The 26,715-nt window shown below is 36.9% G+C and carries 20 protein-coding genes; 14 read left to right on the top strand and 6 right to left on the bottom strand.

The window, feature by feature from the left end:
* Positions 1-136 precede the first annotated feature (136 nt).
* The 3 genes from DDF69_RS09900 to DDF69_RS09890 all read left to right on the top strand — a co-directional run bounded on the left by DDF69_RS09900 (position 137) and on the right by DDF69_RS09890 (position 4,955).
* Complete coding sequence (locus tag DDF69_RS09900) at positions 137-2,767, top strand: T9SS-dependent M36 family metallopeptidase (RefSeq protein WP_228411957.1); 2,631 nt, start codon at positions 137-139, stop codon at positions 2,765-2,767.
* A 126-nt stretch (positions 2,768-2,893) separates the two neighbouring features.
* Complete coding sequence (locus tag DDF69_RS09895; protein ID WP_114820647.1) at positions 2,894-3,871, top strand: EamA family transporter; 978 nt, start codon at positions 2,894-2,896, stop codon at positions 3,869-3,871.
* A 91-nt stretch (positions 3,872-3,962) separates the two neighbouring features.
* Positions 3,963-4,955, top strand: coding sequence for an alpha/beta fold hydrolase (locus DDF69_RS09890; protein ID WP_114820646.1), 993 nt, complete (start codon positions 3,963-3,965; stop codon positions 4,953-4,955).
* A 126-nt stretch (positions 4,956-5,081) separates the two neighbouring features.
* Here DDF69_RS09890 and DDF69_RS09885 read toward each other — a convergent pair whose 3' ends face one another.
* Positions 5,082-6,224 carry a multidrug effflux MFS transporter gene (locus DDF69_RS09885; RefSeq protein WP_114820645.1) on the bottom strand — a complete coding sequence of 381 codons (1,143 nt, stop codon included), beginning with the start codon at positions 6,222-6,224 and terminating at the stop codon, positions 5,082-5,084.
* Between the two features lie 75 nt (positions 6,225-6,299).
* On the opposite strand from DDF69_RS09885, the gene DDF69_RS09880 reads away from it, so the two are divergent.
* Together DDF69_RS09880 and DDF69_RS09875 are read left to right on the top strand one after the other, a co-directional pair.
* Complete coding sequence (locus tag DDF69_RS09880) at positions 6,300-7,082, top strand: AraC family transcriptional regulator (RefSeq protein WP_114820644.1); 783 nt, start codon at positions 6,300-6,302, stop codon at positions 7,080-7,082.
* Positions 7,083-7,267: 185 nt separating this feature from the next.
* Entirely contained in the window at positions 7,268-7,735 is a 468-nt protein-coding gene (locus DDF69_RS09875; RefSeq protein WP_162800896.1) for an SRPBCC family protein, read from the top strand.
* Between the two features lie 70 nt (positions 7,736-7,805).
* Here the strand turns inward: DDF69_RS09875 and rplS are convergent, their stop codons facing one another.
* Positions 7,806-8,162, bottom strand: a complete 357-nt coding sequence (gene rplS / locus DDF69_RS09870; RefSeq protein ID WP_002980648.1) for a 50S ribosomal protein L19 — start codon at positions 8,160-8,162, stop codon at positions 7,806-7,808.
* Positions 8,163-8,455: 293 nt separating this feature from the next.
* Between rplS and DDF69_RS09865 the strand changes: the two genes are divergently transcribed.
* Complete coding sequence (locus tag DDF69_RS09865; RefSeq protein WP_114820642.1) at positions 8,456-11,194, top strand: fibronectin type III domain-containing protein; 2,739 nt, start codon at positions 8,456-8,458, stop codon at positions 11,192-11,194.
* Positions 11,195-11,452: 258 nt separating this feature from the next.
* Here DDF69_RS09865 and DDF69_RS09860 read toward each other — a convergent pair whose 3' ends face one another.
* Positions 11,453-12,994: a toxin-antitoxin system YwqK family antitoxin gene (locus DDF69_RS09860; protein ID WP_114820641.1), complete on the bottom strand. Its 1,542-nt coding sequence runs from the start codon at positions 12,992-12,994 to the stop codon at positions 11,453-11,455.
* Positions 12,995-13,376: 382 nt separating this feature from the next.
* Here DDF69_RS09860 and DDF69_RS09855 point away from each other — a divergent pair, with 382 nt between their 5' ends.
* A complete protein-coding gene (locus DDF69_RS09855) occupies positions 13,377-14,078 on the top strand; it encodes a CoA transferase subunit A (protein ID WP_114820640.1) in 702 nt (233 codons plus the stop codon).
* Positions 14,079-14,127: 49 nt separating this feature from the next.
* On the opposite strand, the gene DDF69_RS09850 is transcribed toward DDF69_RS09855, so the two are convergent.
* Positions 14,128-15,930 (bottom strand): ABC transporter ATP-binding protein, encoded by a 1,803-nt coding sequence (locus DDF69_RS09850; protein WP_047432356.1) that lies wholly within the window; start codon positions 15,928-15,930, stop codon positions 14,128-14,130.
* 124 nt (positions 15,931-16,054) lie between these two features.
* On the opposite strand from DDF69_RS09850, the gene DDF69_RS09845 reads away from it, so the two are divergent.
* Positions 16,055-16,708: a CoA transferase subunit B gene (locus tag DDF69_RS09845; protein ID WP_002980639.1), complete on the top strand. Its 654-nt coding sequence runs from the start codon at positions 16,055-16,057 to the stop codon at positions 16,706-16,708.
* A 942-nt stretch (positions 16,709-17,650) separates the two neighbouring features.
* On the opposite strand, the gene DDF69_RS09840 is transcribed toward DDF69_RS09845, so the two are convergent.
* Positions 17,651-18,466, bottom strand: coding sequence for a DUF4197 domain-containing protein (locus DDF69_RS09840; protein WP_114820639.1), 816 nt, complete (start codon positions 18,464-18,466; stop codon positions 17,651-17,653).
* Between the two features lie 232 nt (positions 18,467-18,698).
* On the opposite strand from DDF69_RS09840, the gene DDF69_RS09835 reads away from it, so the two are divergent.
* The 6 genes from DDF69_RS09835 (at position 18,699) to DDF69_RS09810 (ending at position 25,260) form a co-directional block, all read left to right on the top strand.
* Complete coding sequence (locus tag DDF69_RS09835; RefSeq protein ID WP_114820638.1) at positions 18,699-20,963, top strand: family 20 glycosylhydrolase; 2,265 nt, start codon at positions 18,699-18,701, stop codon at positions 20,961-20,963.
* Between the two features lie 9 nt (positions 20,964-20,972).
* Complete coding sequence (locus DDF69_RS09830) at positions 20,973-21,614, top strand: Crp/Fnr family transcriptional regulator (RefSeq protein ID WP_114820637.1); 642 nt, start codon at positions 20,973-20,975, stop codon at positions 21,612-21,614.
* Positions 21,615-21,877: 263 nt separating this feature from the next.
* On the top strand, positions 21,878-22,672 hold the full coding sequence (locus DDF69_RS09825) for a sulfite exporter TauE/SafE family protein (RefSeq protein WP_114820636.1): 795 nt from the start codon (positions 21,878-21,880) through the stop codon (positions 22,670-22,672).
* A gap of 84 nt (positions 22,673-22,756) precedes the next feature.
* The gene (locus DDF69_RS09820; protein ID WP_114820635.1) at positions 22,757-24,178 is read left to right on the top strand and encodes an MBL fold metallo-hydrolase; all 1,422 of its coding nucleotides are present in this window, start codon (positions 22,757-22,759) and stop codon (positions 24,176-24,178) included.
* Positions 24,179-24,181: 3 nt separating this feature from the next.
* On the top strand, positions 24,182-24,745 hold the full coding sequence (locus DDF69_RS09815; protein ID WP_114820634.1) for a YeeE/YedE family protein: 564 nt from the start codon (positions 24,182-24,184) through the stop codon (positions 24,743-24,745).
* Between the two features lie 26 nt (positions 24,746-24,771).
* Positions 24,772-25,260, top strand: a complete 489-nt coding sequence (locus tag DDF69_RS09810; protein ID WP_114820633.1) for a DUF6691 family protein — start codon at positions 24,772-24,774, stop codon at positions 25,258-25,260.
* Positions 25,261-25,313: 53 nt separating this feature from the next.
* On the opposite strand, the gene DDF69_RS09805 is transcribed toward DDF69_RS09810, so the two are convergent.
* Positions 25,314-26,714, bottom strand: a complete 1,401-nt coding sequence (locus tag DDF69_RS09805; protein ID WP_114820632.1) for a TolC family protein — start codon at positions 26,712-26,714, stop codon at positions 25,314-25,316.
* Between the last annotated feature and the right edge of the window lies 1 nt (position 26,715).

Here is a 26,715-nt window from a genome sequence, read left to right as displayed (position 1 = left end):
TTCTCTTAATTGAGAAATATATAAAATTATTCTTAGGGTTTATTTTTTGTGATTATCAATTTATGTTTTAATTTTTACTATAAAAATCATTAAAGTTATGTGAATTATTTGTAGATTAGCGGCTTTAATAATGGATATGAAAAATAAAGCTCTACCTATTTTGTTTGCGGTATTTTCTGCGTTTCCGGCAATATTGTTCGGCCAGGATAATGAAACATTGATTAAAGATTATATTTCTCAAAATAAAATAAGGGAATATAAGAAGTCGGATCTGAATAATATCATTGTTGATAATGTAGATCCTTCAAAATCATTGAATGGTAATGTTGTTAAATTTTTACAGACTTATAAAGGTTTACCGGTATACAGTTCTGTTGGAACAGCATTAATCAGGGATAATAAAATTATTTATTATACGGATAATTTTGTTAAAGATTATACAGCATCTACTTCAGGTATGGCTGCTATCAGTAAAACCACAGCGCTTCAGAAGATTGCTGAAGATCTGAAAAACCCTGATATTGCCAACTTCACTATTCTTGAGTACCTTGAAAAAACTCAGAAGAAAGCTACCTCAGCCAATCAAAGATTGGTATATGCAAATGATGAGAGCGGAAACCTGCGTTTGGCGTATGAATATACCTTAATGGAACCAAAATCTCCCAATTACTGGAATATTGTAGTAGATGCCAACAATGGAAATATTCTGTTGAAAAATAATCTTACACTATCTTGTAATTTTCATCACGATGCCTATAGCTCAGATGCTGAGTATAGCCATGCCAATCATTTTGAAAATACATTAGTTGGGCCTCAAAACAATATCGCTCAGAATAACAATATTCCATTACTTTTACCAGATAATGCGTCATATAATGTGTTTCCTCTGCCTATAGAAGCACCTACTTTTGGCTCAAGATCAATCATTACCAACCCTTGGAATCTCACTGCTTCCCCAGAAGGATGGCATTCTGACGGAACCAATCATTATACTGTTACTAGAGGAAATAATGTTTTTGCTTACGAAGATGTAGCAGGAACGGCTTTAACAGCACCTGATTACCTTACAGGAGCACCGGCAGAAGGTGGGGCAACAAGAAATTTTGACTTCCCATTTAATATCAATGAAACTCCTGCCAATAACAGAAATGCTGCTATTACGAATTTATTTTATCTGAACAACAAGATTCATGACGTTTTCTACAAATTCGGATTTACAGAAACAGGAAGAAACTTCCAGCAAAACAATTTTGGAAGCGGACCTGTAGGTGGAGATGATGACTCTGTATATGCTGAGGCGCAGGATGGAAGCGGATTAAACAATGCAAACTTCTCTTCACCACCGGATGGATACAATGGTAAAATGCAGATGTATCTATGGTCTCCTGTTGGAAGAGTGTTCTTCTATAATGCACCAAGTGCTGCTGTTTCCCGTACACCGGGAGCAGGAACTGCACAGTTTGGTAATCCACTACCGATGAGTGGATTAACAGGAGATGTGGCGCTTTCATCAGTTTTAGACGGATGTACGGCATTGCCTGTAGGTTCACTGACAGAAAAAATCGGTTTGGTTGAGAGAGGAACATGTGCTTTTGCAGTAAAAGTGAAAAACCTTCAGGATGCAGGAGCTAAAGCGGCTATTATCTATAACAATGCAGTAAATGGTTCTACTATAGGAAATATGGCGGGGAATGACCCTACAATTACCATTCCTTCAGTATTGATTACCAATGCAGAAGGAGAATATATCAAAACTCAGTTGGCAGCAAGTACAACAGTAAATGTTACTTTAAAAGGAAATCTGACGCCTGACGGAAGTTTTGATAACGGAATTGTAACCCACGAATATGGCCATGGAATATCCAACAGAATGACCGGTACCGGATACAACTGTTTGAATTCAGGAGTGAGCAAGGAACAGATGGGAGAAGGTTGGTCTGATTTCTTTGCCTTAATGTTGACTAATAAAGCTGGAGACGATGCTACAGTAGCAAGAGGTACAGGAACCTATGCATTAGGTCAGGCTATCACAGGAGCTGGTATCAGACCTGCAAAATATTCTACAAACCTGGCGATTAACGGATTTACGTACGGAAATACCAACGGAATGGAATACAATAACGGAACAGCAGTTGTGCCGGATGTACACTCAATTGGTTTTGTCTGGGCAACCATGTTATGGGACCTTCATTGGAAATATGTTGAAAAATATGGTTATGCTTCAGATGTATTATCAACGACACCTAACGGAAGCACAAAAGTATTACAGTTAGTAACGGACGCCCTTAAGCTTCAAGGCTGTAACCCTAGCTTCATTGATGGGAGAAATGCAATTTTAGCAGCTGAGCTGGCAACTACTCAGGGTCAGGATAAATGTATGATCTGGGGCGTGTTTGCAAGAAGAGGCTTAGGAGTAAATGCATCAGCAGGAGTTAAAAATAATATTAATGACCAGGTTCAGGATTTTAATGTTCCGGAAGCATGTTTATTGGCTACCAATGATGTAAAGGCGGATAAGAACAATAATATTTCTATCTATCCAAATCCTGCTAAAGACGAGTTCTATATTAAGTTCCCAAGCAATACTCTTGGAAAAGTAAGTGTAGAATTGTATGATATGTCTGGTAAACTGGTTTCTTCAGAAGATAAAATCTCACCGGATGCCAAGAAAGCAATTTCTACAAGCAATCTTGTTAACGGGACTTATATGGTTAAAATCAAAGGACTAGGTTTCGAAGCAGCTTCGAAAGTAATGGTTAAAAAATAATTTACTTTTATAATCAATCTCAAAATCGCCACAAGCTTGCTTGTGGCGATTTTATTTATCTATTACCATCACACTTCAGAATGATTAAATTAATATGTCGTACCTTTGCAGGCTGTTAAAAAAATTATGAAGAAGAAAAATATACTAAAAGGTGTTTTATTTGTAGGAATTGGAGCTAGTATATACGGTATGTTGGCCACATTTGTGAAAATGGCTTACCATGATGGTTTTACCACCTCAGAAGTTACTACTTCCCAATTCGTATTAGGTTTGACAGGACTTTTGATCCTCAACTTTATTCAGACCTTAACCTCAAAACAGAAATTATCAATGCCAAGTTCTAAAGAAGTAAGAATGCTCTTGCTTGCAGGAACTTCTTTGGGTGGGACAAGTTTATTCTATTATATTGCCGTGCAATATATCAATGTTTCCATTGCTATTGTATTATTGATGCAGTCGGTATGGTTCAGTGTGGTAGTGGAGAGTATTATTACAAAAAAGCTACCCAATACAAGGAAAGTGGTTTCTGTGGTTATCGTATTGTTGGGAACAGTTCTCGCAACTAATCTTATTAATATGGAAATAGAACTGGATTGGCATGGGGTTTTCTGGGGACTGATGGCCGCAGCTTCATATACTTTAACAATGTTCACTTCTAATACGCTGGCTACTCATCTTCCGGTTTTCAGAAAGAGTATTATTATGCTGGCAGGGGGTTCAGTTGTTGTTTTCGCATTCTTATTCTTTGCTCAGATCGGGCCTATGTATTTTGATGGTTTAAAATCATTATACTTGAATTTTACTGATAATACAGAACATATCCATTCATTTAATTATTCAATATTTCTCACGTATGGATTTGTACTGGCTCTTTTTGGAACTATTATCCCGCCGATCTTATTCAATGTTGGGTTTCCAAATGCAGGTTTGGGACTTGGAAGTATCGTTTCATCATTGGAACTTCCGGTTTCCGTAACAATGGCCTTTGTTTTACTTGGAGAGAAAGTATTTCTCATCCAGTGGGTAGGAATTGTCCTGATTCTTTTTGCTATTGTTTTGATGAATTTACCTTCAAAAAAAGAAAAAGAAGTGTCAATGGCATAATTGTCTAAAAAATATTTAACTAAAAATAACAGTTAAAACCGTTCCTTTTGGGGCGGTTTTTTTTAATTTTAATCTTTAAAATAAACGTTTCATGAAACATTTCAGAAATATAATAACTGTTTTTTCAGTGACAGTCTCCGGTTTTATGTTTTCACAGGTAAAACCTCTGGATGCAATGCTGTCTGATTATCAATATCCCTATGAAGTACATTATCTCAATTTCAAGTCTCAGGGTGAAGATTTGAAAATGGCTTATATGGATGTGCAGCCACAAAAATCCAATGGAAAAGTCATCATGCTTCTTCATGGAAAAAACTTTAATGGGGCTTATTGGGAAAGAACAGCTAAAGATCTTTCTGCTAAAGGATTCAGAGTAGTAATTCCTGATCAGATAGGATTTGGAAAATCATCAAAACCTCATGGATATCAGTTTTCTTTTTCGCAGCTGGCAGAAAATACAAAGGCGGTTCTGGATGAACTGAAAATTGATAAAACGATTGTTTTAGGACATTCAATGGGAGGAATGGTGGCAACCAGATTTACATTATTATATCCTGAGAAAGTACAAAAACTGATTCTTGAAAACCCGATCGGATTGGAAGATTATAAAACTTTTGCAGCGTATCAGACCATTGATCAGGCCTATCAGTCTGAACTTAAAAATACAGCTGAAACGTATAAAAATTATCAGCTTAAATTCTATTACGACAACAAATGGAAAGAAGAATATCAACCCTGGCTTGACTTAATCGCAGGGTGGACTCTTCATAAAGATTATCCTCAGGTAGCCTGGGATGCTGCACTTACCACGGATATGATTTACAATCAGCCGGTATGTTATGAATTTAAAAATATCAAAGTTCCTACATTGCTTATCATTGGAACAAGAGACAGAACGGCAATAGGAAAGGACAGAGCACCTAAAGAACTTCAGCCGAAGATGGGACAGTATCAGGAATTGGGAAAGAAAACCCAACGTGAAATTGCAGGTTCAAAGCTTGTAGAGATTGAAAATGTAGGGCATCTTCCTCATATCGAAGTCTACCCTAAATTTATTGAAGCACTTTATAATTTTATACAATAATTTCATTGTAAACTCTAAAATATTTGAAACATTAAGTTTTATAAGTAATTAATTATTCTGCTTAATTTTCATCTTTGATGAAACTTAACGATTCTTATCATCTTCATTACACTTAATGTTTCAAAATTAATTCTTTCTACTCTTAAAGAACAACAGAGTACAAACTCCAATACCAGAAAACAGCACACACGAGATTCCAAGATTCTGTATAAAACCAATCACTATTAGTCCTGAACCTATCATGATATAATAAAACAATCCTAATAAAGCTCCGGCACTTCCTGTTTCGCTCTTATAATTAATAAGCGCTGTACTCAGTATATTAGGGATGGCAAGGCTGAAAGCCATCACAATGAAGAAATAGGGAATTAAAAAATAAATTCCAGTTCCTGTCAGAATCCATACGAAAATAGAGGCGATAAATGCTATATATGTACTTGATTTAACTAAATATTTTGGTTGTATATTCCTGAATAACAAATATCTGTTAAGCTTTGCCCCAGCAAATGTACCTGAGGCAAGTATCATACTGCTGTACCCAAAGATATAAGGAGCATAATGATTTTCTTTAAAGATAAAAGGAGCCAGCGAATAGTATGAAAATAACAACACATTAAAACTCATGATCAGTAAGCAACATCTGATAATTTCGTGATCACGAAGCATCCGCTTGAGCAAACTTCCCAAAATACTGATGCTGATTTCTTTTGGAGCATGATGGGTTTCAGAAATTTTTTCTCGGGAGAGAATGAAGAATAATAGGGCTAACATACATAATGTTATAAATACACCTTGATGCCCCACAGAAGAGGCCAGTACCGAACCGGTAATCATTCCCACTACAGGACTTACAGATAAGCCAATGCCGATCCAGGAAAATACTTTACTCAGATTATCTTTGTCATAGCTGTCTCTTAAAATGGTTTGTGTCACAATGGAACCCACTGATATTCCAAATGCAGAAATAATCCTGGCTATAAGAAGAGTGATAAAATCAGGTGCAAAAACAGCTGCCAAAGTTCCGATTCCATAGGTAATGAGACCGTATTCCAATGATTTTTTTCTTCCGATCCTGTCGCATTGAATGCCCCAGGATGCTACACCCAGCGCAAAAGCTATAAAATATAAACTGATCGTTAAGGTAACTGATTCTTCATTCACTCCAAACTTTTCCTGTACTGTCGGTAAAACGGGACTATATATAGTTTCTACAAACTGTGGAAGCATCACAAGCAAAGTAAGCAGCCAGATAGGATTTGTCTTTTTCATTTTTTTATGCAAAGTTTCCAAAAAATCAATGTATATTTATAATGATATAAAAACAAAAAACATCAAAAATGGGACATGGCTATACTAAAGCAAAATGAAAGCTTCAATGCAGATACTCTTCAAGAAAAAGTAATTGGGATAGCTTCTGATATGGTATTGCATGATTCCGGTTTTCACTTTCATAAAACAAAGTCTCAACTGTTGTATGCACCATCAGGCTGTATGACAGTGACTACCTCCGACAGGCAGCTTGTTCTTCCTCCGTTCAGAATGCTTTGGATTCCTGCCCATAAAGTTCATCGTGTAAATTTCAGGAATATTGTAGCCTATAGATCCATCTATTTTGATGAAGACTATTCCCAAAAGTATATAAAACCAGATATGAAAGTTCTTCATGTCAACGCCTTGTTAAAGGAAATTATAGAAAGGATTTGTTTTTGGGAATGGTCAGCTCTCAAAAATGATCAAACCAATCTTTTAAACGTATTCTGGGATGAAATGCAAAGGGCTCCGGAAGAAAAACTGGAACTTACAATGCCACAGGACAGACGTTTTAAAAGAACAGTTGAAGAATGGACACTACGTCATTCTATGCCTCCAATGCTGAAAGACCTTGCCGAAAAGACCGGAGCTGTGGAGAAAACAATCAGTCGCATTTTTAAAAAAGAAACCGGATTGTCTTATCAGGATTGGAGACAGCAATGGAGGTTACAAAGGTCTATTGAGCTTTTGGTTGAAGGTAATTCAATAGGAGAGGTGTCGCATATCCTTGACTTTTCATCAGACAGTGCTTTTATTGAGTTTTTCAAAAAACATACAGGTTCAACACCTCTGCAATATCTTATGGCGCATGAATAGTCTTTTTGCAGCTGATAAAAAGTACGATTGTTAACCTTGTCAAGGTTCGCAACCTTGACAAGGTTGGTGTCATACAAAATTCTAAAAATGACTTCTGCTCAAGAATTTCAACGTATATTTCTTGCCCTATGAAAAGCCTGATTCCTCGTAATTTTCATAAAATTGTACTACCTAATACAATATTTATGAAAACAATGAATACCAATAACGTTGAGAATTACATATGTGTAATAGAGATCAGCACTACTGCAGATAAAATATATCATGCTTTGACTCATGAAATTCCTCTTTGGTGGACCGAATTGTTTGAAGGATCCTCTTCGGAGGTAGGAAATCTTTTTACCATAAGATTTGGAGATCAGATTCACAAAACAATGCGTGTGAAAGAATTAACCGCCAATGCAAAAGTTGTATGGTCTGTTGAAGACTCATTAATTGCTCTTCCTGAATTAAAGAACCAAACAGAGTGGATCGGGACAACAATTGTATGGGAAATAGAGGAAAAGAAAGGGATCAGCCGGATAAAACTTACTCATATCGGTCTGAACCCGGCTATTGAATGTTATGAGATCTGCTCAAATGGCTGGCTGCAATTTATTGCCAGTCTGAAAAAGTTTCTGGAAACCGGAGAAGGTACTCCTTATAGAAAGTAAAAAATATTGAAACAAAAAAAGAGACTGTTTACACGTAAACAGCCTCTTTTTGTATGTATTGTTGTCTGAATTATTTCTTCTTGTAAGCAGCGTCTTTGATTCTTGCTTTTTTACCTCTAAGGTCTCTGAAGTAGTAAATTCTAGCTCTTCTAACTCTACCTCTTCTATCAACTTCGATTTTTTGAAGTGCAGGCATGTTAATAGGGAATACTCTTTCTACACCTACATCACCACTCATTTTTCTGATTGTGAAAGTTTTTGTAGAACCAGTACCTCTTAATTGGATAACTGTTCCTTTGAAGAACTGAGTTCTGGTCTTTTGTCCTTCTTTAATTTCGTAATACACAGTAATTGTATCACCTGCTTTGAATTCAGGAAATTCTTTTTTCGCAATGTACTTGTCTTGTACGTACTTTAATAAATCCATTATTAATAAAATAAAATGTTAAAGCTAAGCAACTTACACGTTCTTCGTCAGAGGTTGAATAACAGGTTGCAAATGTACAAAATAGTTTTTGAATATACCAAATATTTAATGTGCTAAAAACTATAATTTTTTCATTCCGGTTTTGCTGAAAAATTAACGGTTTCTTTAAAATCCCATCAGACAGAGTTTATATGGGAATTCTACTTTTGCCCGAAGTAAAAAATCCGGATAACGGTTTTTAAATTCCTGATTCACAACTTAAAAATATATGTTACTTTAAAACTTAAGCTACTATGAAACATTATTTCTTCTTTTTTTGTTTCGCGGTCCAGATGGCTTTCGGGCAGGCTTTGTATCCTTATTTACAAAATCCCACCCCGAATTCTATGATCGTCAATTGGAAAACAGCTTCCAATAATGAAACAACAGTAATCTATGGAGATTCTCCAGCGAATCTGAACGTTACCGTAACGGGAACTACCAACATCTTCTCAGATACGGGATACAACAACAATTACTATTACCACACTGCAAAGATTACTAACCTTCAGCCGAATACCAAATATTATTATAAGATCAAAACAGGAACCAGTGAGTCGGCCGTTTACAATTTCAGAACACTTCCTTTACCGGGACAGGCGGTAACTGCCAATGGAAAGATCCGTTTCCTTATTATGGGGGATAATCAGATCAAAGCAGAGCCAAGATATGATACGCTTACATTGAATGCGTATAAAAAACTCAAGGAAAAATTCGGAGCTGCTTCAGATCCGTCAGATAATATTGCGCTTACTTTTATGGTAGGTGACCAGGTAGACGTAGGTACATTGGATCACTATGAAAATGTTCACTTTAAAAAGAATATCAAACTATCACCTTATCTGCCTATTCAGACAACGGTAGGAAACCATGAAACCTACGGAACGATGGGAATGAATTCCTACTATGCCCATTTTTATATTGATGAAATCAGTTATAAAGGAATAAGCTCAGGAAATGAAAATTATTATGCCCAGCAGGCAGGAAATGTATTATTTGTAAGTTTAAGTTCTGAACATACCGGATCAGCACAACAGACATGGCTTCAGCAGATCTTAACGGCTGCCAACAATGATTCTACGGTAGACTGGATTATTTCTTTAAGTCACAGACCGTATCAGGCAGAGCAGTATGTAGGAGATATTTCTACCTGGGTAAGAGAAAATGCCGTACCGCTTCTGGTAACTTCTGATAAATATTTAATGCATGTTGGGGCTCACCACCATTTATACCACAGAGGTCAGCTTAAAAATACGCCAAACTATCAGATTATTTCCGGAGGAACAGCCTGGGATCAATATTGGGGAATGTCTAATGAACAGGATTTTGACGATGTTCAGAAAACTTTGACAGATTGGACCTATCAGATTGTGGAAGTAGATATTCCAACCGGAAAAGTGGATATCGAATGCTATTCAATCGGTGGAGTTTACAACAAGAAAAATAATTTGCTGGTAGACTCTTTCCACAGATATAAAAATCAGCCCAAACCGGCAAAGCCATCCATTACAAATACTTTCTCAGGGCCAATTACTTTACCTTTGACATTGAATGGAAGTGCATTTTCATCTTCTAATGGAGAGCTTTTAAATACAACTCAGTTCCAGATCAGTAAAGCCTCGAACTTCTCTGTGATTGAAAAGGAATTCTACCGCGATTTTGAAAACTGGTTCGGAAAAGACGGAAACGGAACTCCCGATAAAACGAAAAACCTGAATGATGGAGTAGACATCACAAAAGCAACATTGGCAGCGAATTCTATTCCCAACGGAATCTATTATGTAAAAACACGTTACAGAGACAGAAACCTTGAGTGGAGTGAGTGGAGTGATGTGAAGCAGTTCGAAATTACAGGAAGTGTGGTTTCAAATCCTACTTTTACTTTAAACAAAACAGAATATGCTCAGAATGAAGCTATCACGGTTACATTTACTGGAGGTCCCGGAAATCAGCAGGATTGGGTAGGAATCTATAAAAAAGGACAAACTCCGGCTTCTACCACTTCACAAGGCTATATTTATACGAATGGACAGACTGCAGGAACAGTAACTTTCAATAGTGGTCTGGCTACTAAAGGTCAGTATTTTGCAGGATTCTTTGCAAACGGAGGATATACCGAAATCACTCCAAGGAAAAATTTCTATGTAGGACCGAAAGTACAGTTGCAGACCACTGCTGATACGTATCCGGTAGGAGGAACGGTTACTATCAATTTTACAGATGGACCGAACTTACAGAAAGACTGGATCGGAATTTATAAAATGGGACAGACTCCGGGAACTACAGCTTCTATCAAATGGAGCTATGTGACAACTGCATCCGGAACATTGAATTTTACAGGGCTTCCAAAAGGATATTATTATGCTCAGTATCTGTTGGAAGATGGATATAACGGAATCGGGGAGAAGGTATTCTTCAAAGTAGGTGATATCGTTACCGATCTTTGGATTAACAAACCTGTATATACTTTGGGAGAAAATATTACGGCTTCATGGACAGACTCTCCGGGAATCATTAAAGACTGGTTAGGAATTTATCCTCAAAGTGTTCAGACACCGGATGATAATTTTGTTTCTTATACTTATTTTGATGGAGTAACTCAGGGAACAAAAACCATTCAGGGAACAGCTGTACCTGCAACACCAGGAAATTACTACATGGTCATGTTTACCAATGATTCCTATACAGAAGTGTCGAACAGAGTGCAATTCCAGGTGGCTTCACCTACTTTAGGAACTGAAGAAACAAGAAGTACAGAGAAAAATGTAGTATTGTATCCCAATCCAACCAAACCGGGACAACCTACTTTTATTAAAAGTGATTACCCGATTGAAAAAATTGAATTGGTCTCAGCTTCGGGAGAATTATTGTATGTATCGAAAAATATCAATAACCAACGTTTCTCTTTGGTGAATGAAAATCTTCCGGCAGGCGTTTATTTTGTAAAAGTACACGGAAGAAAACTATTTACTTTAAAGCTGATTATTCAGTAAAGTAAACTAAAACACAATTATAATCAAGAGGCTGTCAGAAATGATAGCCTCTTTTTATAGATGTAAAAAAGTTTAATTTTCCATAATTATCCGTGAAATTCTGCGTCATCTGTGGGCAAAAACAAAACAATAAAAGTCACAGAAGTTTTAAAATCTTTGATTTTTTTATTGTTAAGTAAATGTGTCAATAAAAATCTGTGATTAATTAAAAAAGCGATTCCAAAAAATGAAACCGCCTTTGATATATAGTTGTGGTAATTAGTCAAATAAATGATGCAGATCATCTTCGTTAATCAGGGTCTGGTTTTCAGCATTAGCATTTTCATCCTGAGCATCGGCCAGCGTTTTAGTTTCCTGAATGAGCTTTCCATCCATATTATAAAGCTTTAACAAGATCCATTTCCCGCTGCGTTCAAGTTCTTTAGCTCCATCCCATGTTTTTATTCTGATTTTTCCGCTTTGAATAACACCAGCTTTTACAGAAGACTTATGGGCAGGTTTTCCTTTTACATACTGTGTGATTTGTGCTGTGAAGGAATAATCATCCCCATCTTCACTGATCGGTTGTGTGAATGTATATAAAATAGTGCCTTTTGGGTCATAAACAGTTGCATCATAGCCTGTTTGTTTAGCGTTCAGTTTTTTTTCAAAACTTAGTTTCGTATTGTTACCTTCAAAAAAGTTTTTGATATTTACGATAATACCTTCCTTATAAACCGTTTCACTAAAACCTTCATAAGTAGTACCATTATAAGGAATTCCATCTTTGTATGTTAATGTAGATTTCAGCTTTCCATCCTGGGAATAATATTTAATTTCCTGAATAAGATCATCTTTTAAAAATTGCTCGGAGGATAACTTTCCGTCTTCATCAAAATATTTACTGGTTACCTTTGAGCCTTTTTCATAAGTATCAATAGAGGAAATCTGTGAATATTCATAAGCCAGCTGATAGTCCTCTCCATCCATTGGATTGTAAATATCATTTTCTTTATCATATTGATATACCAGATGCCCTAATTTTTTACCCGACTCATCATAAGTGGTTTTATAGCCATCTTTTTTATTCATTTTCTGTTCCTGTAAGATCTTTCCGCTTTTGCTATAGATAACGCCTTCCTTTACACTGCCGTCTTTTCTATATTTCTCGATTTTTGAGATCTTCATTGGGCTTGAATAATAATCCACCATCATATTTTCACCCGCACCGGAAGTAGTACTGCTGCCAAGATATTTCCCTTTTTCGCCGTAATATTTTGTTTCAGTGTTGCTGTCCTTATCAATAATGGTTTCATTTCTGATTCCTTTAAGGTCATCATCGTAAACAGTTGTTTTTACAGGCGTTGAGTTTTCGTAATCAACAAGAATATTAAAATCCATTCCATCTTCAGCATCTTTATAACTGAACATCTTTCCTGAGAAGTTTCCATCAGCTTTATATACAACATCTTCTGTCAGCCTGCCTTTTGTATCATAAGTCTGGGCAGGACCAATTTGTTGTCCGTTGGAATAGGTGGCAAAATTCTGAACTTTTCCTTCTTCAGTATACCAGGTTACTTTTCCTTCGAAAACTTCACTGTTAGGAGTTGGGTCTGAAGCCAGACCTTCCATTTGAAGTTTTCCGTCCTTATAGAAATCTTTGATAAGAGTAAGTTTTCCTTTAGAAGTCGTTTCACGGTAGTATTCCATGTTATCCTGAGTAGTTTTTTCCCAGTTTTCATCGAAATACGTTTTTTCCTGTGCGCATACATTGATGCTGAGTACCAGTGCCAGTAATGCTGAGGTAAATAATTTTTTCATGTTTTTTTGTAAGCTTTGATATTTATATATGATTAATGTGATGAAGGGTGTAGAAACAGATCTCTGTAGCGATCAAAAGAAGCGAAAAGGCAGTATTTGTCCGCCAGTGAAATAATTTCTACATTAAAGTTGTGTTTATGTTACAGCCAGAATAAAAAAAATGGTATTTCCGGCTTTGAGAGGGCAAATATAGATGAAATTGATGAGAAATAAGGTAAAAAATGAACAGACTTGTTCGGTTTTTGATGTAATGTTTTGATAATGATGTTTTTAAATGTTTTGGGACGGTTTTGAAAAAATGTATTGAATGCAGTACTGTTTCTATTCATAGGATATACAAGAAAATTTATTAAATTTAGCCAACAGAAAAATCTAATATTTCATGATAGATAAAAGAGTAAAAAATGCAAAGGAGGCCATCGAAGGAATTAATGATGGAATGACATTGATGCTTGGCGGATTCGGACTTTGTGGTATTCCTGAAAACTCAATCAATGCTTTGGTAGAAAGCGATGTGAAAGATCTTACTTGCATTTCAAACAATGCGGGAGTAGATGATTTCGGGTTAGGATTATTGCTTCACAAAAGACAGATCAAGAAAATGATCTCTTCTTATGTAGGAGAAAATGCTGAGTTTGAAAGACAGATGCTTTCAGGTGAACTGGATGTAGAACTTACTCCTCAGGGAACTTTAGCTGAAAAATGCAGAGCTGCTCAGGCGGGAATTCCGGCATTTTATACACCTGCAGGTTACGGAACTGAAGTAGCAGAAGGGAAAGAAGTAAAAGAATTCAAAGGAAAACCTCATATTCTGGAGCACGCTTATGATGCAGACTTTTCTATCGTAAAAGCTTGGAAAGGTGATCATGCAGGAAACCTTATCTTTAAAGGATCAGCAAGAAACTTCAACCATCCGATGGCAGGTGCAGCAAAGATTACCATTGCTGAAGTGGAAGAATTGGTAGAACCCGGACAATTGGATCCGAACGAAATTCATATTCCGGGAATCATGGTTCAGAGAATTTTCCAGGGAGAAAAATTTGAAAAAAGAATTGAACAGAGAACCGTAAGAATTAAAGAATAAGCTCAAACCATAAAAATAAAAAGCGCTGAACATGCATTCAGCGCTTTTTTTATGCTTGAGGAGTAAGTGTTTTTCTTTCTCCGATCTGTTGTCTCCACATCGCGTAGTAAAGTCCTTTTTCGTCAATAAGATTGGCATGGGAACCTGTTTCTACAACCTGTCCGCGTTCGAGAACATAAATTTTGTCTGCATGCATAATCGTACTTAAACGATGCGCAATGAGAACGGTAATCTGTTCTCTTTCTTTCGAAATGTCTTTTATCGTAGTGGTAATTTCTTCTTCGGTAATACTGTCCAGTGCAGAAGTAGCTTCATCAAAAATCAACAGATGAGGTTTTCTCAGAAGTGCTCTTGCAATGGCAATTCTTTGTTTTTCACCACCACTCAGCTTCAGACCGCCTTCACCAATGACGGTTTCAATTCCTTTTTCAGCTCTTTCCAATAATGCGGTACAGCTTGATTTCTGTAAAGCAACGGCCAGTTCTTCTTCAGTAGCGGAAGGATTAACGAAAAGAAGGTTTTCTTTAATAGTTCCTGCAAATAACTGGGTATCCTGTGTTACAAAACCAATCTGATTTCTCAGCTCATCGAAATCAAATTCTTTTCCATTGATTCCATTGTAAAAAATATTCCCTTCCTGAGGTCTGTACAATCCAACCAATAGTTTCACCAGGGTACTTTTTCCGGAACCGCTTGGTCCTACAAAAGCAATGGTCTCACCGTTTTTAAGATCAAAGGAAATGTTATTTAAAGCTTTATACTGTGCAGACTGATGCTTGAAAGAAACATGTTTGAATTCCAGTTCTTCAATAGCTCCTATTTGTTTCGGATGAAGAGGTTTTTCTTCTACTTCTTTTTTCATCAAACGGTCAAAATTCTGAAGAGAAGCTTCTGCCTCACGATAAGAAATAATAATGTTTCCGATTTCCTGCATAGGCCCGAAAATAAAGAAACCGTAAAACATCAGAGACAGATATTGACCCGGAGTCACAATGTTTTTAAAAATTAAAAATAAAAGAGTCAGGGTGATTAACTGTTGAAGAAAATTGACCATTGTTCCCTGAATAAAACTCAGAGAACGGATACTTTTCACCTTTCTCAGTTCAAGCCCAAGAATCTTATAGGTATTGTTATTTAAACGGATCACTTCCTGATTGGTTAATCCTAAACTTTTAACAATCTCAATGTTTCTAAGACTTTCAGTAGTACTTCCGGCTAAAGCGGTGGTTTCAGTGACGATATTTTTCTGGATCACTTTGATTCTCTTACTCAATAAATTGGTAACAATTGCAATAAAGAAAATTCCACAGATATAAACAGGCATAATAGACCAGTGTAAACGGATTGCATACACAGAAACGAAAATAATACTCACCAGAATTCCGAAGAAAATATTGATGAAGTTCGTGATGAATTTGACTGTATCTTCTCTTACTTTCGTTAAAATCGACAGGGTTTCACCACTTCGCTGATCTTCAAATTCCTGGTAGGGAAGTGCCATAGAATGTTTTAAACCGTCTGTAAATATCTTCGCTCCAAATTTTTGAGTAATCACACTGACCACGTAATCCTGAAATGCTTTGGCAATTCTGCTCACCATTGCTGTTCCGATAAGCAGCCCCAAAAAGTAAAAAGCACCGTGATATGCAGAGCTTCCATATAAATATTCATTCAGGTTTCTGGGCAATAACTTTTCTTTATCAAAAAAGTTAGGATGAGTAACCAGCTGGTCCAGGATATTTCCTGTGATGGCCGGAGCAAATAAAGAAAAAACCTGGTTGATCGTAGCCAAAAATAACGAGATGATTATCAGCCACTGATAAGGTTTAAGATATCTAAAAAGTATTTTCATTCTATTAAAAAATAATGAAACAAAATTACAGATATTATTTTAACTAACAGTGTTAATTATTGAATACAACAAAGCCCTTTTGTATTCAAGTGAAAATAATTAAATTGCAGTCTAAGTTTTTATTATGCTTACAAAAGAACAAATTGCCAAAAGAATTTCAAAAGAACTGAAAGATCGTTATTATGTAAACCTGGGAATTGGGATTCCTACTTTGGTTGCCAACTATGTTCCGGAAGGTATTTCCGTAGAATTCCAGAGTGAAAATGGAGTTTTGGGAATGGGACCTTTCCCTTTCGAAGGAGAAGAAGATGCTGATATCATCAATGCCGGAAAACAGACTATTACTATTCTGGAAGGAGGTTCATTCTTTGATTCAGCCTTCAGTTTCGGGATGATTCGTGGTCAGAAAGTAGACCTTACTATCCTTGGAGCGATGGAAGTTTCAGAAAACGGAGATATTGCCAACTGGAAAATTCCGGGAAAAATGGTAAAAGGAATGGGAGGTGCGATGGATCTTGTAGCTTCTGCTGAAAATATTATCGTAGCCATGATGCACGTAAACAAAGCAGGAGAAAGCAAAATCCTTAAAAAATGCACACTTCCTTTAACAGGGGTAAACTGTGTGAAAAAAGTAGTTACGGAATTAGCTGTTCTGGATGTAACTCCGGCAGGATTCAAGCTGGTAGAAAGAGCACCAGGCGTTTCAGTAGAAGATATTATTAAAGCAACAGAAGCTGACCTGATTATTGAAGGAGAAATTCCTGAAATGCAGTTCTAATCTGAATAAAATATAAAAAGTTTCGGCCTCACAAAGTGAGGCCGAAACTTTTTATAAGATGTCTTCAATAAACCGACATAGGAACTCGCAGCGTCAAAAAAATAAGTTCTGTGAACGTTAAGAAAATTCTTTTGTCCGAAGCGCGAGGCAAACTAAGAACCGATAAAGAATTAATGATTTCGCGCAAGTTTAGAATTTTCAGAGAACAGGACTTATTTTTAGCGGAGAGGTCCAGGTCTTGAATTTTTGTTTCTTTTGTTTGACTACGTCGAATCTTCGATTTCAAGACAAAAGAAAATAAGACAATAAAAAACGGTCCTTTCTTCATTTAGATACAAACAAATAGTTCTATGAGCTCACCTTACAACTGACATAGGAACTCGCAGCGTCAAAAAAATAAGTTCTGTGAACGTTAAGAAAATTCTTCTGTCCGAAGCGCGAGGCAAACTTAGAACCGATAAAGAAATAATGATTTCGCGCAAGTTTAGAATTTTTAGAGAACAGGACTTATTTTTAGCGGAGAGATCCAGGTCTTGAACTTTTGTTTCTTTTGTTTCAAGACAAAAGAAATCAGGTCAACAAAAAAACATTGTTATTATCATTTAGGTCCAGACAAATAGTTCTATAAATAACTTTAACCCCGACATAGGAACTCGCAGCGTCAAAAAAATAAGTTCTGTGAACGTTAAGAAAATTCTTCTGTCCGAAGCGCGAGGCAAACTTAGAACCGATAAAGAAATAATGATTTCGCGCAAGTTTAGAATTTTTAGAGAACAGGACTTATTTTTAGCGGAGAGCTCCAGGTCTTGAATTTTTGTTTCTTTTGTTTTAAGACAAAAGAAAGTAAAACCCAAAAAAGCTGTTTCATCATTGAAACAGCTTTTATATCTAAATGGTAATATGTCAATCTAACTTCTAACCTCTACTATCCAGCTTCTTATTTTATCTCCCATCCTGAGCTCCAAACACCTTCTGCAAAATACTCGTAGTTCTCATGGCAGGTGTATTTCTGATCCCGCTTTCTTTATCTGCTACCATTTTGAAAACTCCATTAATGGTTTCTGTTGTAACATATTCGTTAAGATCTGTAGTAACAGCCTGTCCGGTAAACGTATTATATTTTGAAATCAGGTTTTTCCAAAGGGTGTCAGCACCTACTTTCCCTAAAGAAGCTTTTACTTTAGGCTGGAAGGCATTAAATAGCTGAGTCTGGGTTTTTCCCTGCAGATAGTTGGTTGCAGCGTTATTACTCCCCAGCAAGATATTTTTGGCATCTGTAATCGTCATGGAGGTTATGGCATTTGCAAAAATAGGAGCGGCTTCTGTTACAGCATCTTCAGCAGCTCTGTTCAGTAATTTTACCCCTTCGTCAGCAAGGCTTCCCATTCCGATGGAACGTAAAGTAGTGTCGATTTTTCTTAATTTTTCAGGCATTAAAATTTTTACCGCTTCATTTTTGAAAAAACCATCTGTTACTGCAAGTTTTTTTACTCCATCCGTTACACCCATACTTAAGGCCTCTTTTAACCCTGAAGAAATCTGACCGGAAGTAAGGTTTCCCAGGTTGGCAGATGAATTGTTGGAACCGGAAGCAGTAGGGGTAGTCTTAGTAGGCGTTGCCGTACCATTATTTTTTACAGGAACATTAAGATCTACGCCAGTTTTATCTTTAACAGCAGATTTTATAATATCAAAGATTTGTGCCTGAGCTGATAAAGAAAATAATAAAGCGGCTGCCAGAAAAATGTTTTTTTTCATCTTATTTTTTTACAAATTTAAACCTTTTAATTTTTTTAAGTCAACTCAATTGATCAAAAAACAAACCATAATAAACAGTATTTTATAGAATAATTTCTAGACAGAATGATTTAAAAGCTGTACATACTTCATTTTACAGGAATTCCCACCCACAAGGTCTTTAATTTGTTTTAAAAAAGGCCCAAAGAGTTTTGAAAAATAATTATCTTAGCTTAAACCTTAACCACATCCAATGATACGGACTTTTTTAGTACTTTTTGTATTGATTTCAAACGTGATTTTTGCCCAGAATAAATTAAATCTAATTCCTTATCCTCAAAAAGTTCAACTTTTACAGGGAGAATTTGTAATCCCAAAAACTTTTGTACTAAGCGGTAACCTGCCAAAAGAGGAAACAGAATATTTCAAAAAAAGGATTGGTTCTCAATTAGAATTTCAATATGCTCAGAAGGGAGGTGGAATTCATTTAACAAGCTCTGTAATTCCTTCAGCTTCACAAGCAGAAACTGAACAGAAAAAAGAATATTATTCATTAGAAATTTCTCCAAATCAAGTTCATATTAAGTCCTATACGAAACAAGGGTATTTTCTGGCTCTTCAAACTTTGATTCAGCTTATTGAACAGTATAAAGAGGGAAAGAAAATTCCGGCTATGAAAATCGAAGATCAGCCGAAATTTGCATGGAGGGGAATGCACTTGGATGTATGCCGTCACTTTTTCACTGTTGATGAGGTGAAACAGTATATCGATTATCTGGCGATGTATAAACTGAATACCTTCCATTGGCATTTAACGGATGATCAGGGTTGGAGAATTGAAATTAAAAAATATCCGAAACTGACGCAAATTGGCTCAAAACGTAAGGAATCCATGATCGGAGCTTATGTTGATAATACGTTTGATGGAAAACCTTATGGACCTTATTTTTATACACAGGAACAAATAAAAGAAGTGGTAAAATACGCTCAGGACAGACACATTACTGTGGTCCCTGAAATTGAAATGCCTGGGCATGCTTTGGCTGCACTGTCTGCATATCCTGAACTGGCATGTACCCAAGGACCTTTTGAGCCTGCTACAAAATGGGGCGTTTTTGATGATGTTTTCTGCCCAAAAGAGGAGACCTTTACCTTTCTTGAAAATGTTCTGGATGAGGTCATCAAATTATTCCCTTCCCAATACATTCATATTGGCGGTGACGAGTGCCCGAAAACAAGATGGAAGGAATGTACGCACTGCCAGGAGCTGATTAAGAAAAATAATTTAAAAGATGAACATGGCTTGCAAAGCTACTTTATTCATCGGATTGAAAAATATGTCAACAGTAAAGGACGGAAAATTATTGGCTGGGACGAAATTTTAGAAGGCGGATTAGCTCCGAATGCGGCCGTAATGAGCTGGACAGGCGTGAATGGAGGTATTGAAGCTGCAAAATCAAAACACTTTGCTGTAATGACTCCTGGAGCGTACTGCTATTTTGACCATTATCAGGGAGATCCGCAGTCTGAACCTAATGCCTTTGGAGGGTTTACACCTTTGGAAAAAGTATATTCTTACAATCCTATTCCTTCCGAACTGAATGCAGAACAGAGTAAGTACATCATGGGAGTTCAGGCAAATCTCTGGACAGAATATATTTTGGACTTCAAACAGGTACAGTATATGATTTTCCCAAGATTAATGGCACTTTCCGAAGTGGGATGGGGAACTTCAGATCCTAAAAACTATAAAGAATTTGAAAACAGAGTGATTAACCAGTTTAAAGTTCTGGATCATATGAAGGTAAATTATGCCAAAAGCATTTATAACATCACCGGAAAAGTCATTCCTTCCAATAACGGAATTGCTTATGAACTGTCTACTTCGCAGAATTCAAACGGTATCCGATATACGCTGGACGGAACCACGCCTTCCATCAATTCTAAAACCTATCAGAATGCAGTTCAGATTCCTAATTCTTTAACGGTTAAATCAGCCTATTTTGAAGACGGGCAATTAAAGAGTGCTATCTCATCGCAGCAATTTACGATTTCCAAGACCACAGGAAAAAGCATAACATTGGAGCAGCAACCCAATGAGAATTATTCTTTTGGAGGTGCTTTCACCTTAGTAGATGGTATTATCGGAAATGTAAAACAGCTGGGTAAAACATGGCTGGGCTTTCAGGGTAACGATGTGGTGGCAACCATAGATTTTGGTCAGAAAACAGCTTTCTCAGAAGTGTATTTCAATACCCTTGAGAATAAAGGAAGCTGGATTCATCTGGCTAAATCTGCAAAGATTTTTGTTTCTGATGATAATAAGAATTTTAAACTGATCAAAGAAATCGGAACCGTAGAAATTAAAAATGCCAATGGAAAAATCAAACTGAATATAGGAATGCAGAACGCGAAATACCTGAAAGTAAGTATTGAAAATGCAGGCATTATTCCGGCAGGAAATCCCGGCGCAGATTCCAAAGCATGGTTGTTTGTCGATGAAATTGGCGTAAATTAGAATAAAAAAATGCAGGACGACACCATACTTTCTTCCGAATTCTCATCATCTCCGGAACTGGTAGAAAAGCTGTATCAGTATGGTACAACGAAAAATTACCATGAAGGAGACATTATTTTAGATGAAAATGCTTCCATCCGTTCCATTCCTATTGTGATGAAAGGAATGCTGAAAGTGATCAGAACAGAAGAAGACGGACGTGAGATTTTATTATACTACATCAAAGCAGGGGAAAGCTGTATTATGTCTTTTCTGGGTGGTATGCATAATGAAAAAAGCATTGTAAAAGCTGAGATTGAAGAAGATGCCGAAATACTTTTCTTACCATTAGACAAAGTATCTTTATTCATCAAAGAACATCCGGAATGGCTGGATTATATTTTCAGACTGTATCACAAAAGATTTGAAGAACTATTAGATATCATCAATGCGATTGCTTTCAAAAAAGTAGATGAAAGACTTCTCAATTTGCTGCAGAAAAAATCTGAACTTACCGGCTCTGAAACCATCCATACGACCCATGAACAGCTGGCCAATGAGCTGGGAACAGCAAGAGTAGTGGTATCAAGACTTCTGAAACAGCTTGAAGAAGACAGAAGACTCAAGCTGGGCAGAAATAAAATTGTCCTCCTGAAAACCCTGAACTCATAAGTTCTCCCTCAATTTAATCGAAGGTACTCATATTCCCCTCCTCCGGAGGGGTGGCAAAAATTCAAAGAATTTTTGACGGGGTGGTAAAAGTCATTGCGAACCGAAGGTGAAGCAATCTCAAAGAAGAGGAATTATTCTAACTTCTTTGTGTCCTTTGGGAAACCATTAATGTTCATTCGTGTAAAAAATCTCCTTATGTAACAAAAGTAGCTGTAGCTTTCTCCTCACATTCCCATTTTTGCATCATAATTAGTTGAATAGAAATGGAAATTATAGGATATGCAGCCGCCGTTTTAATTGGGGTTTCGCTAGGTTTAATAGGAGGTGGAGGAAGTATTCTCACCGTCCCTGTACTCGTTTATCTCTTTGGAATTGATGCTTTTCTGGCCACAGAATATTCGCTCTTTGTAGTGGGAATCAGTAGTTTGGTGGGGTCTGTGTCCTATTTTAAAAAAGGATTGGTTAATTTTAAGGTGGCGTTGATATTTGGAATACCGTCTGTTATTTCCATCTTTCTGACCAGGATCTATCTTCTTCCTTTAATTCCTCAGGAAGTATTTCGGATACAGGGTTTTACAATGACCAGAAATATCTTTTTATTATTGGTTTTTGCAGGTTTAATGATTCTGGCTTCCTATAAAATGATTAAAAGCAATTCTCCAAAAGGAACTTTAGAAAATATTCAGAATGAAAATAATGTTTTTCTGGCAGTCGGACAGGGTTCAATAGTCGGTGTTTTAACCGGATTGGTAGGAGCTGGAGGCGGTTTTATGATCATTCCGGCATTGGTTAACCTGTTAAAAATCCCCATGAAGATTGCGATAGGGACTTCATTAGCCATTATTTCGCTTAATTCTCTGATCGGCTTTTTTTCCTCTGTAAATCATATGAAAATAGAATGGGAGCTTCTGCTTTCTGTTACGGCCATTGCCATTGCAGGAATTATAATGGGCTCAAAACTATCAAAAATGATAGATGGTAAAAAACTGAAACCCGCATTTGGATGGTTTATCCTGATCATGGGTATTTATATCATTACGAAAGAAATATTCCTTTAATGTTCTTATGTAACAAAAGTAGCGGTACGGAAAAAACGAAAACAGGAAATTTGTATCAGATAACATAATAAAAAATAAAATACAATGAAAATAGAACAGATTTATACAGGATGTCTTGCTCAGGGAGCTTACTATATTATTTCAGCCGGAGAAGCCGCAATTATTGACCCTTTAAGAGAAACACAGCCTTATATCAACAGACTGAAAGAAGATGGAGTAGAATTGAAATACATCTTTGAAACGCATTTTCATGCAGATTTTGTCAGCGGACATCTGGATTTAAGCCATAAAACAGGAGCTCCGATTGTTTATGGGCCAACAGCCAATCCCGACTTTGATGCAGTTATTGCAGAAGATGAACAGATATTTGAACTAGGAGATATTAAAATTAAAGTTCTTCATACACCGGGGCACACCCTTGAAAGTTCATGTTACCTTTTAATTGATGAAAATGGTAATGAAACGGCTCTTTTTAGTGGTGATACCTTATTTCTTGGGGATGTTGGCCGTCCAGACCTGGCACAGAAAGCAGCAAATATGAATCAGGAAGAACTGGCAGGTCTTTTATATGATAGTTTGTATCATAAAATTCTGCCTTTACAAGATGATATTACGGTGTATCCAGCTCATGGAGCCGGTTCAGCCTGCGGTAAAAATATGCAGAAAGAAACCGTAGATACTCTGGGAAATCAAAAAAGAACCAATTATGCCTTGAATCAAAAGGACAGACAGAGTTTTATACAAGAAGTAACGGATGGCCTTTTACCTCCACCGGCTTATTTCGGAATGAATGTGATGATGAATAAAAAAGGGTACAGCAGTTTCGATGAAGTACTTTCAAAAGGGTTGCATGCCCTTGCACCGGAACAGTTTGAGGAAATTGCTGAAGCTTCAGGAGCTTTGGTATTGGATGTAAGAAACAACCGTGATTTTGCCAAAAGTTTTATTCCGCAGTCCATCAATATAGGATTGGATGGCGATTTTGCCCCTTGGGTGGGTGCTTTAATTGCTGATGTCAACCAGCCTATTCTGCTGGTCACTGAAAAAGGAAGTGAAGAAGAAGCGGTAACCCGTTTGAGCAGAGTAGGATTTGATCATATTTTAGGTTTTCTGGATGGAGGTTTTGAAAGCTGGAAACAGAGCGGAAAAGAAACAGACTTTGTCAACCGTATCTCTGCAGAACAATTTGAAACTGAAATCAGAGAAAAAGAAGCAAAAATTATTGATATAAGAAAAGAGAGTGAATACCATGCAGAACATATTCATGAAGCTTACAATAAACCTCTGGCCTATATCAATGAATGGATTCATGAGATAGAGCCAGCAGAACATTTCTACATGCATTGTGGAAGCGGCTATAGAAGCACAATGGCAGCGAGTATCCTTCAGGCAAGAGGATACAGAAACTTTTCAGAAATTGAAGGTGGTTTTAATGCCATTGCCTCCACAAATGTTCCTAAAAGTGATTTTGTGTGTCAGACTAAAATTTTAAATAAATTGAATTAAAAAATGTTAGAAATTATAAAAGAACCCTGGCCCTGGTATGTTGCCGGGCCATTGATTGGTCTTACCGTTCCTGCCTTATTGATTATGGGAAATAAATCCTTCGGAATCAGTTCCTCTCTAAGGCATATCTGTGCAGCCTGTGTTCCGGCCAATGTGAATTTTTTCAAATATAACTGGAAAAAAGAAGCCTGGAATTTATTTTTTGTACTGGGAATCTTCTTCGGAGGATTGATTACATCCCAATTTTTGGTGAATCCTAATGAAATAACAGTGAATCCTGATCTGAAAGCAGAATTGGCAGGATATGGAATCACAGATTACAGCAATCTGGTTCCGGTACAACTGATGAATTTCGAAAGCCTGCTAACCCTGAGAGGATTTATTTTGATGGTAGTGGGAGGATTTTTGGTAGGTTTCGGAACAAGGTACGCAGGAGGATGTACGAGCGGTCATGCAATCATGGGACTTTCCAACTTACAATGGCCTTCTTTGGTGGCAACAGTCTGTTTTATGATTGGAGGCTTTTTAATGGCCAACTTTATTTTACCCATCATACTTTCCCTATAAGTAGAATTTAAAAAGAGAATTACATTATGATCAAAGAAAAAGAACAGGATATACGCCGCCAGGATACTGTTTGCGTGAACGAAAGTGCCCTTAATCACAAATGGTATCACAATCTGAAATACCTTGCAGCAGGAATTATTTTTGGGATTATTTTCGTAAAAGCAGAAGTAATCAGCTGGTTCAGAATACAGGAAATGTTCCGTCTTCAGTCTTTCCATATGTACGGAATTATTGGAAGTGCTGTATTGGTAGGAATGATTTCAGTATGGCTGATTAAAAAATTTAAAATAAAAACAATATATGGGGAACCTATTACCCTTACTCCTAAAAAGTTCAACAAAGGTCAGATTTACGGTGGATTGATTTTTGGTTTTGGCTGGGCGATAACAGGAGCCTGTCCCGGACCTCTTTTTGCTCAGATCGGGACGGGTGCTTTAGCCGTATCTGTTACCTTACTGAGCGCTATTGCCGGAACATGGGTATATGGATATTTCAGAGATCAACTGCCTCATTAATACTTTATAAAAAAGACTGCAGAACATAATCTGCAGTCTCTCAAGTATAAAAATTATGAATAAATGAAGTTCTCCGCACCTAAAGCCATATAAAGATTTATACGCTCTATTCTGTACTGAAGTTCCAGATTGATGAGGTTCATTTCACTTTTCAAAAGGTCCCTTTGTTTACGGATAAGTACAAAACTGTTGTTGGTACCCACCTTTATTTGCTTCTCTGTAAGCGTAATATTGTTTTTCAGTTCATTAACAGCGTTAGTAGTATAATTCATCTGCTTTTCAATAGAACGGAGATTGGCTAATGAAGATTCCACCTCATTTAATGCATTCAGAACAGCTTTTGAATATTCTTCAACGACTTGTTTTTGCTGGAAATTTTTTACTTCCACATTCTTTTTAAGCTTTCCACCATTGAATAGTGGAGAAACCAATCCTCCTCCCACTTTTACCAAAGGATTGGAAAATAGAGAATTAATGGATTCCACATTACTTCCGGCACTTCCAAGCGAAGAACTGATACTTAGTGAAGGAAGTCTTGCTGCTTTAGCCTCCTGTACTTCATAAAAAGCTTTTTCGATCTGAAAATGACTGGCCTGTATGTCTGATCGGTTTTCCAGAAGTTCAAGAGGAAAAGATTCAGGAATACTACTTTTTACAGGGGTGAAAAAGTTCTGGGTGGCCAGTTTTCCCTCCGGATATTTCCCGGTAAGAAGTTCCAGAGACCTTCTGGACTGCCTGTTGGCATTTTTAATCTTTTCAAGATACCCCTGCAAAGAAATGATTTCCGCAGAGATATTGGAAATATCGAGAGCATTGGCCGTTCCTACTTTTTTTTGAATGATATAAAGCTTCTCCAGATCTTTGGTTTTCTGAATATAGCTTTCAATCTTATCTTCCTGGATGTTTCCTGCAATATTCAGAAAATAAGCTTTGGCAATCATTCCTGCAATAGATTGATGCAGCAGGGTATTCTGGTGTTTGGAAGAAAAATAACTGCTGGTACTTGCCATCTGTGAAGATTTATTTTTACCCCAAAGATCAATTTCCCAATTGGCTTTTAAGGCAAGACGCTGAACCTGGCTTCCACTGACCAGATTATTGGAAGTGTTGGCAACAGCATTTACACTCGGATAAAGATCACTTCCGGCAATTTCCATGGCCAGCTCAACCTGATTGAGCTTTTCTCTGGCAATAATCAGATCCGCATTATATAACATTCCTTCATTAATAAGAGCTTCCAGCTGTGAGGTCTTAAGATCATTGATCCAGTCATAGGAAATTGATTTTGATCCAGCCTTTCTGTCAAAAATCCAGTCATCCGGAATCTGTATGTGAGACGCAATTTCACTCTTTTCTTTCAGCTCATTTATATTCTCCTTCGTAGCTTCTTTATAACCGATGCATGAGCTTAAGCTTATAGCAATTGCGCTCAATAAAATTAACTTTTTATACATG

Origin of the sequence: Chryseobacterium sp. KLBC 52, assembly GCF_003347605.1 — a bacterium.
Lineage (GTDB): Bacteria > Bacteroidota > Bacteroidia > Flavobacteriales > Weeksellaceae > Chryseobacterium.
The sequence above is the reverse complement of the archived record's forward strand: the minus strand, read 5'-3'. Positions and strand labels throughout refer to the sequence as shown.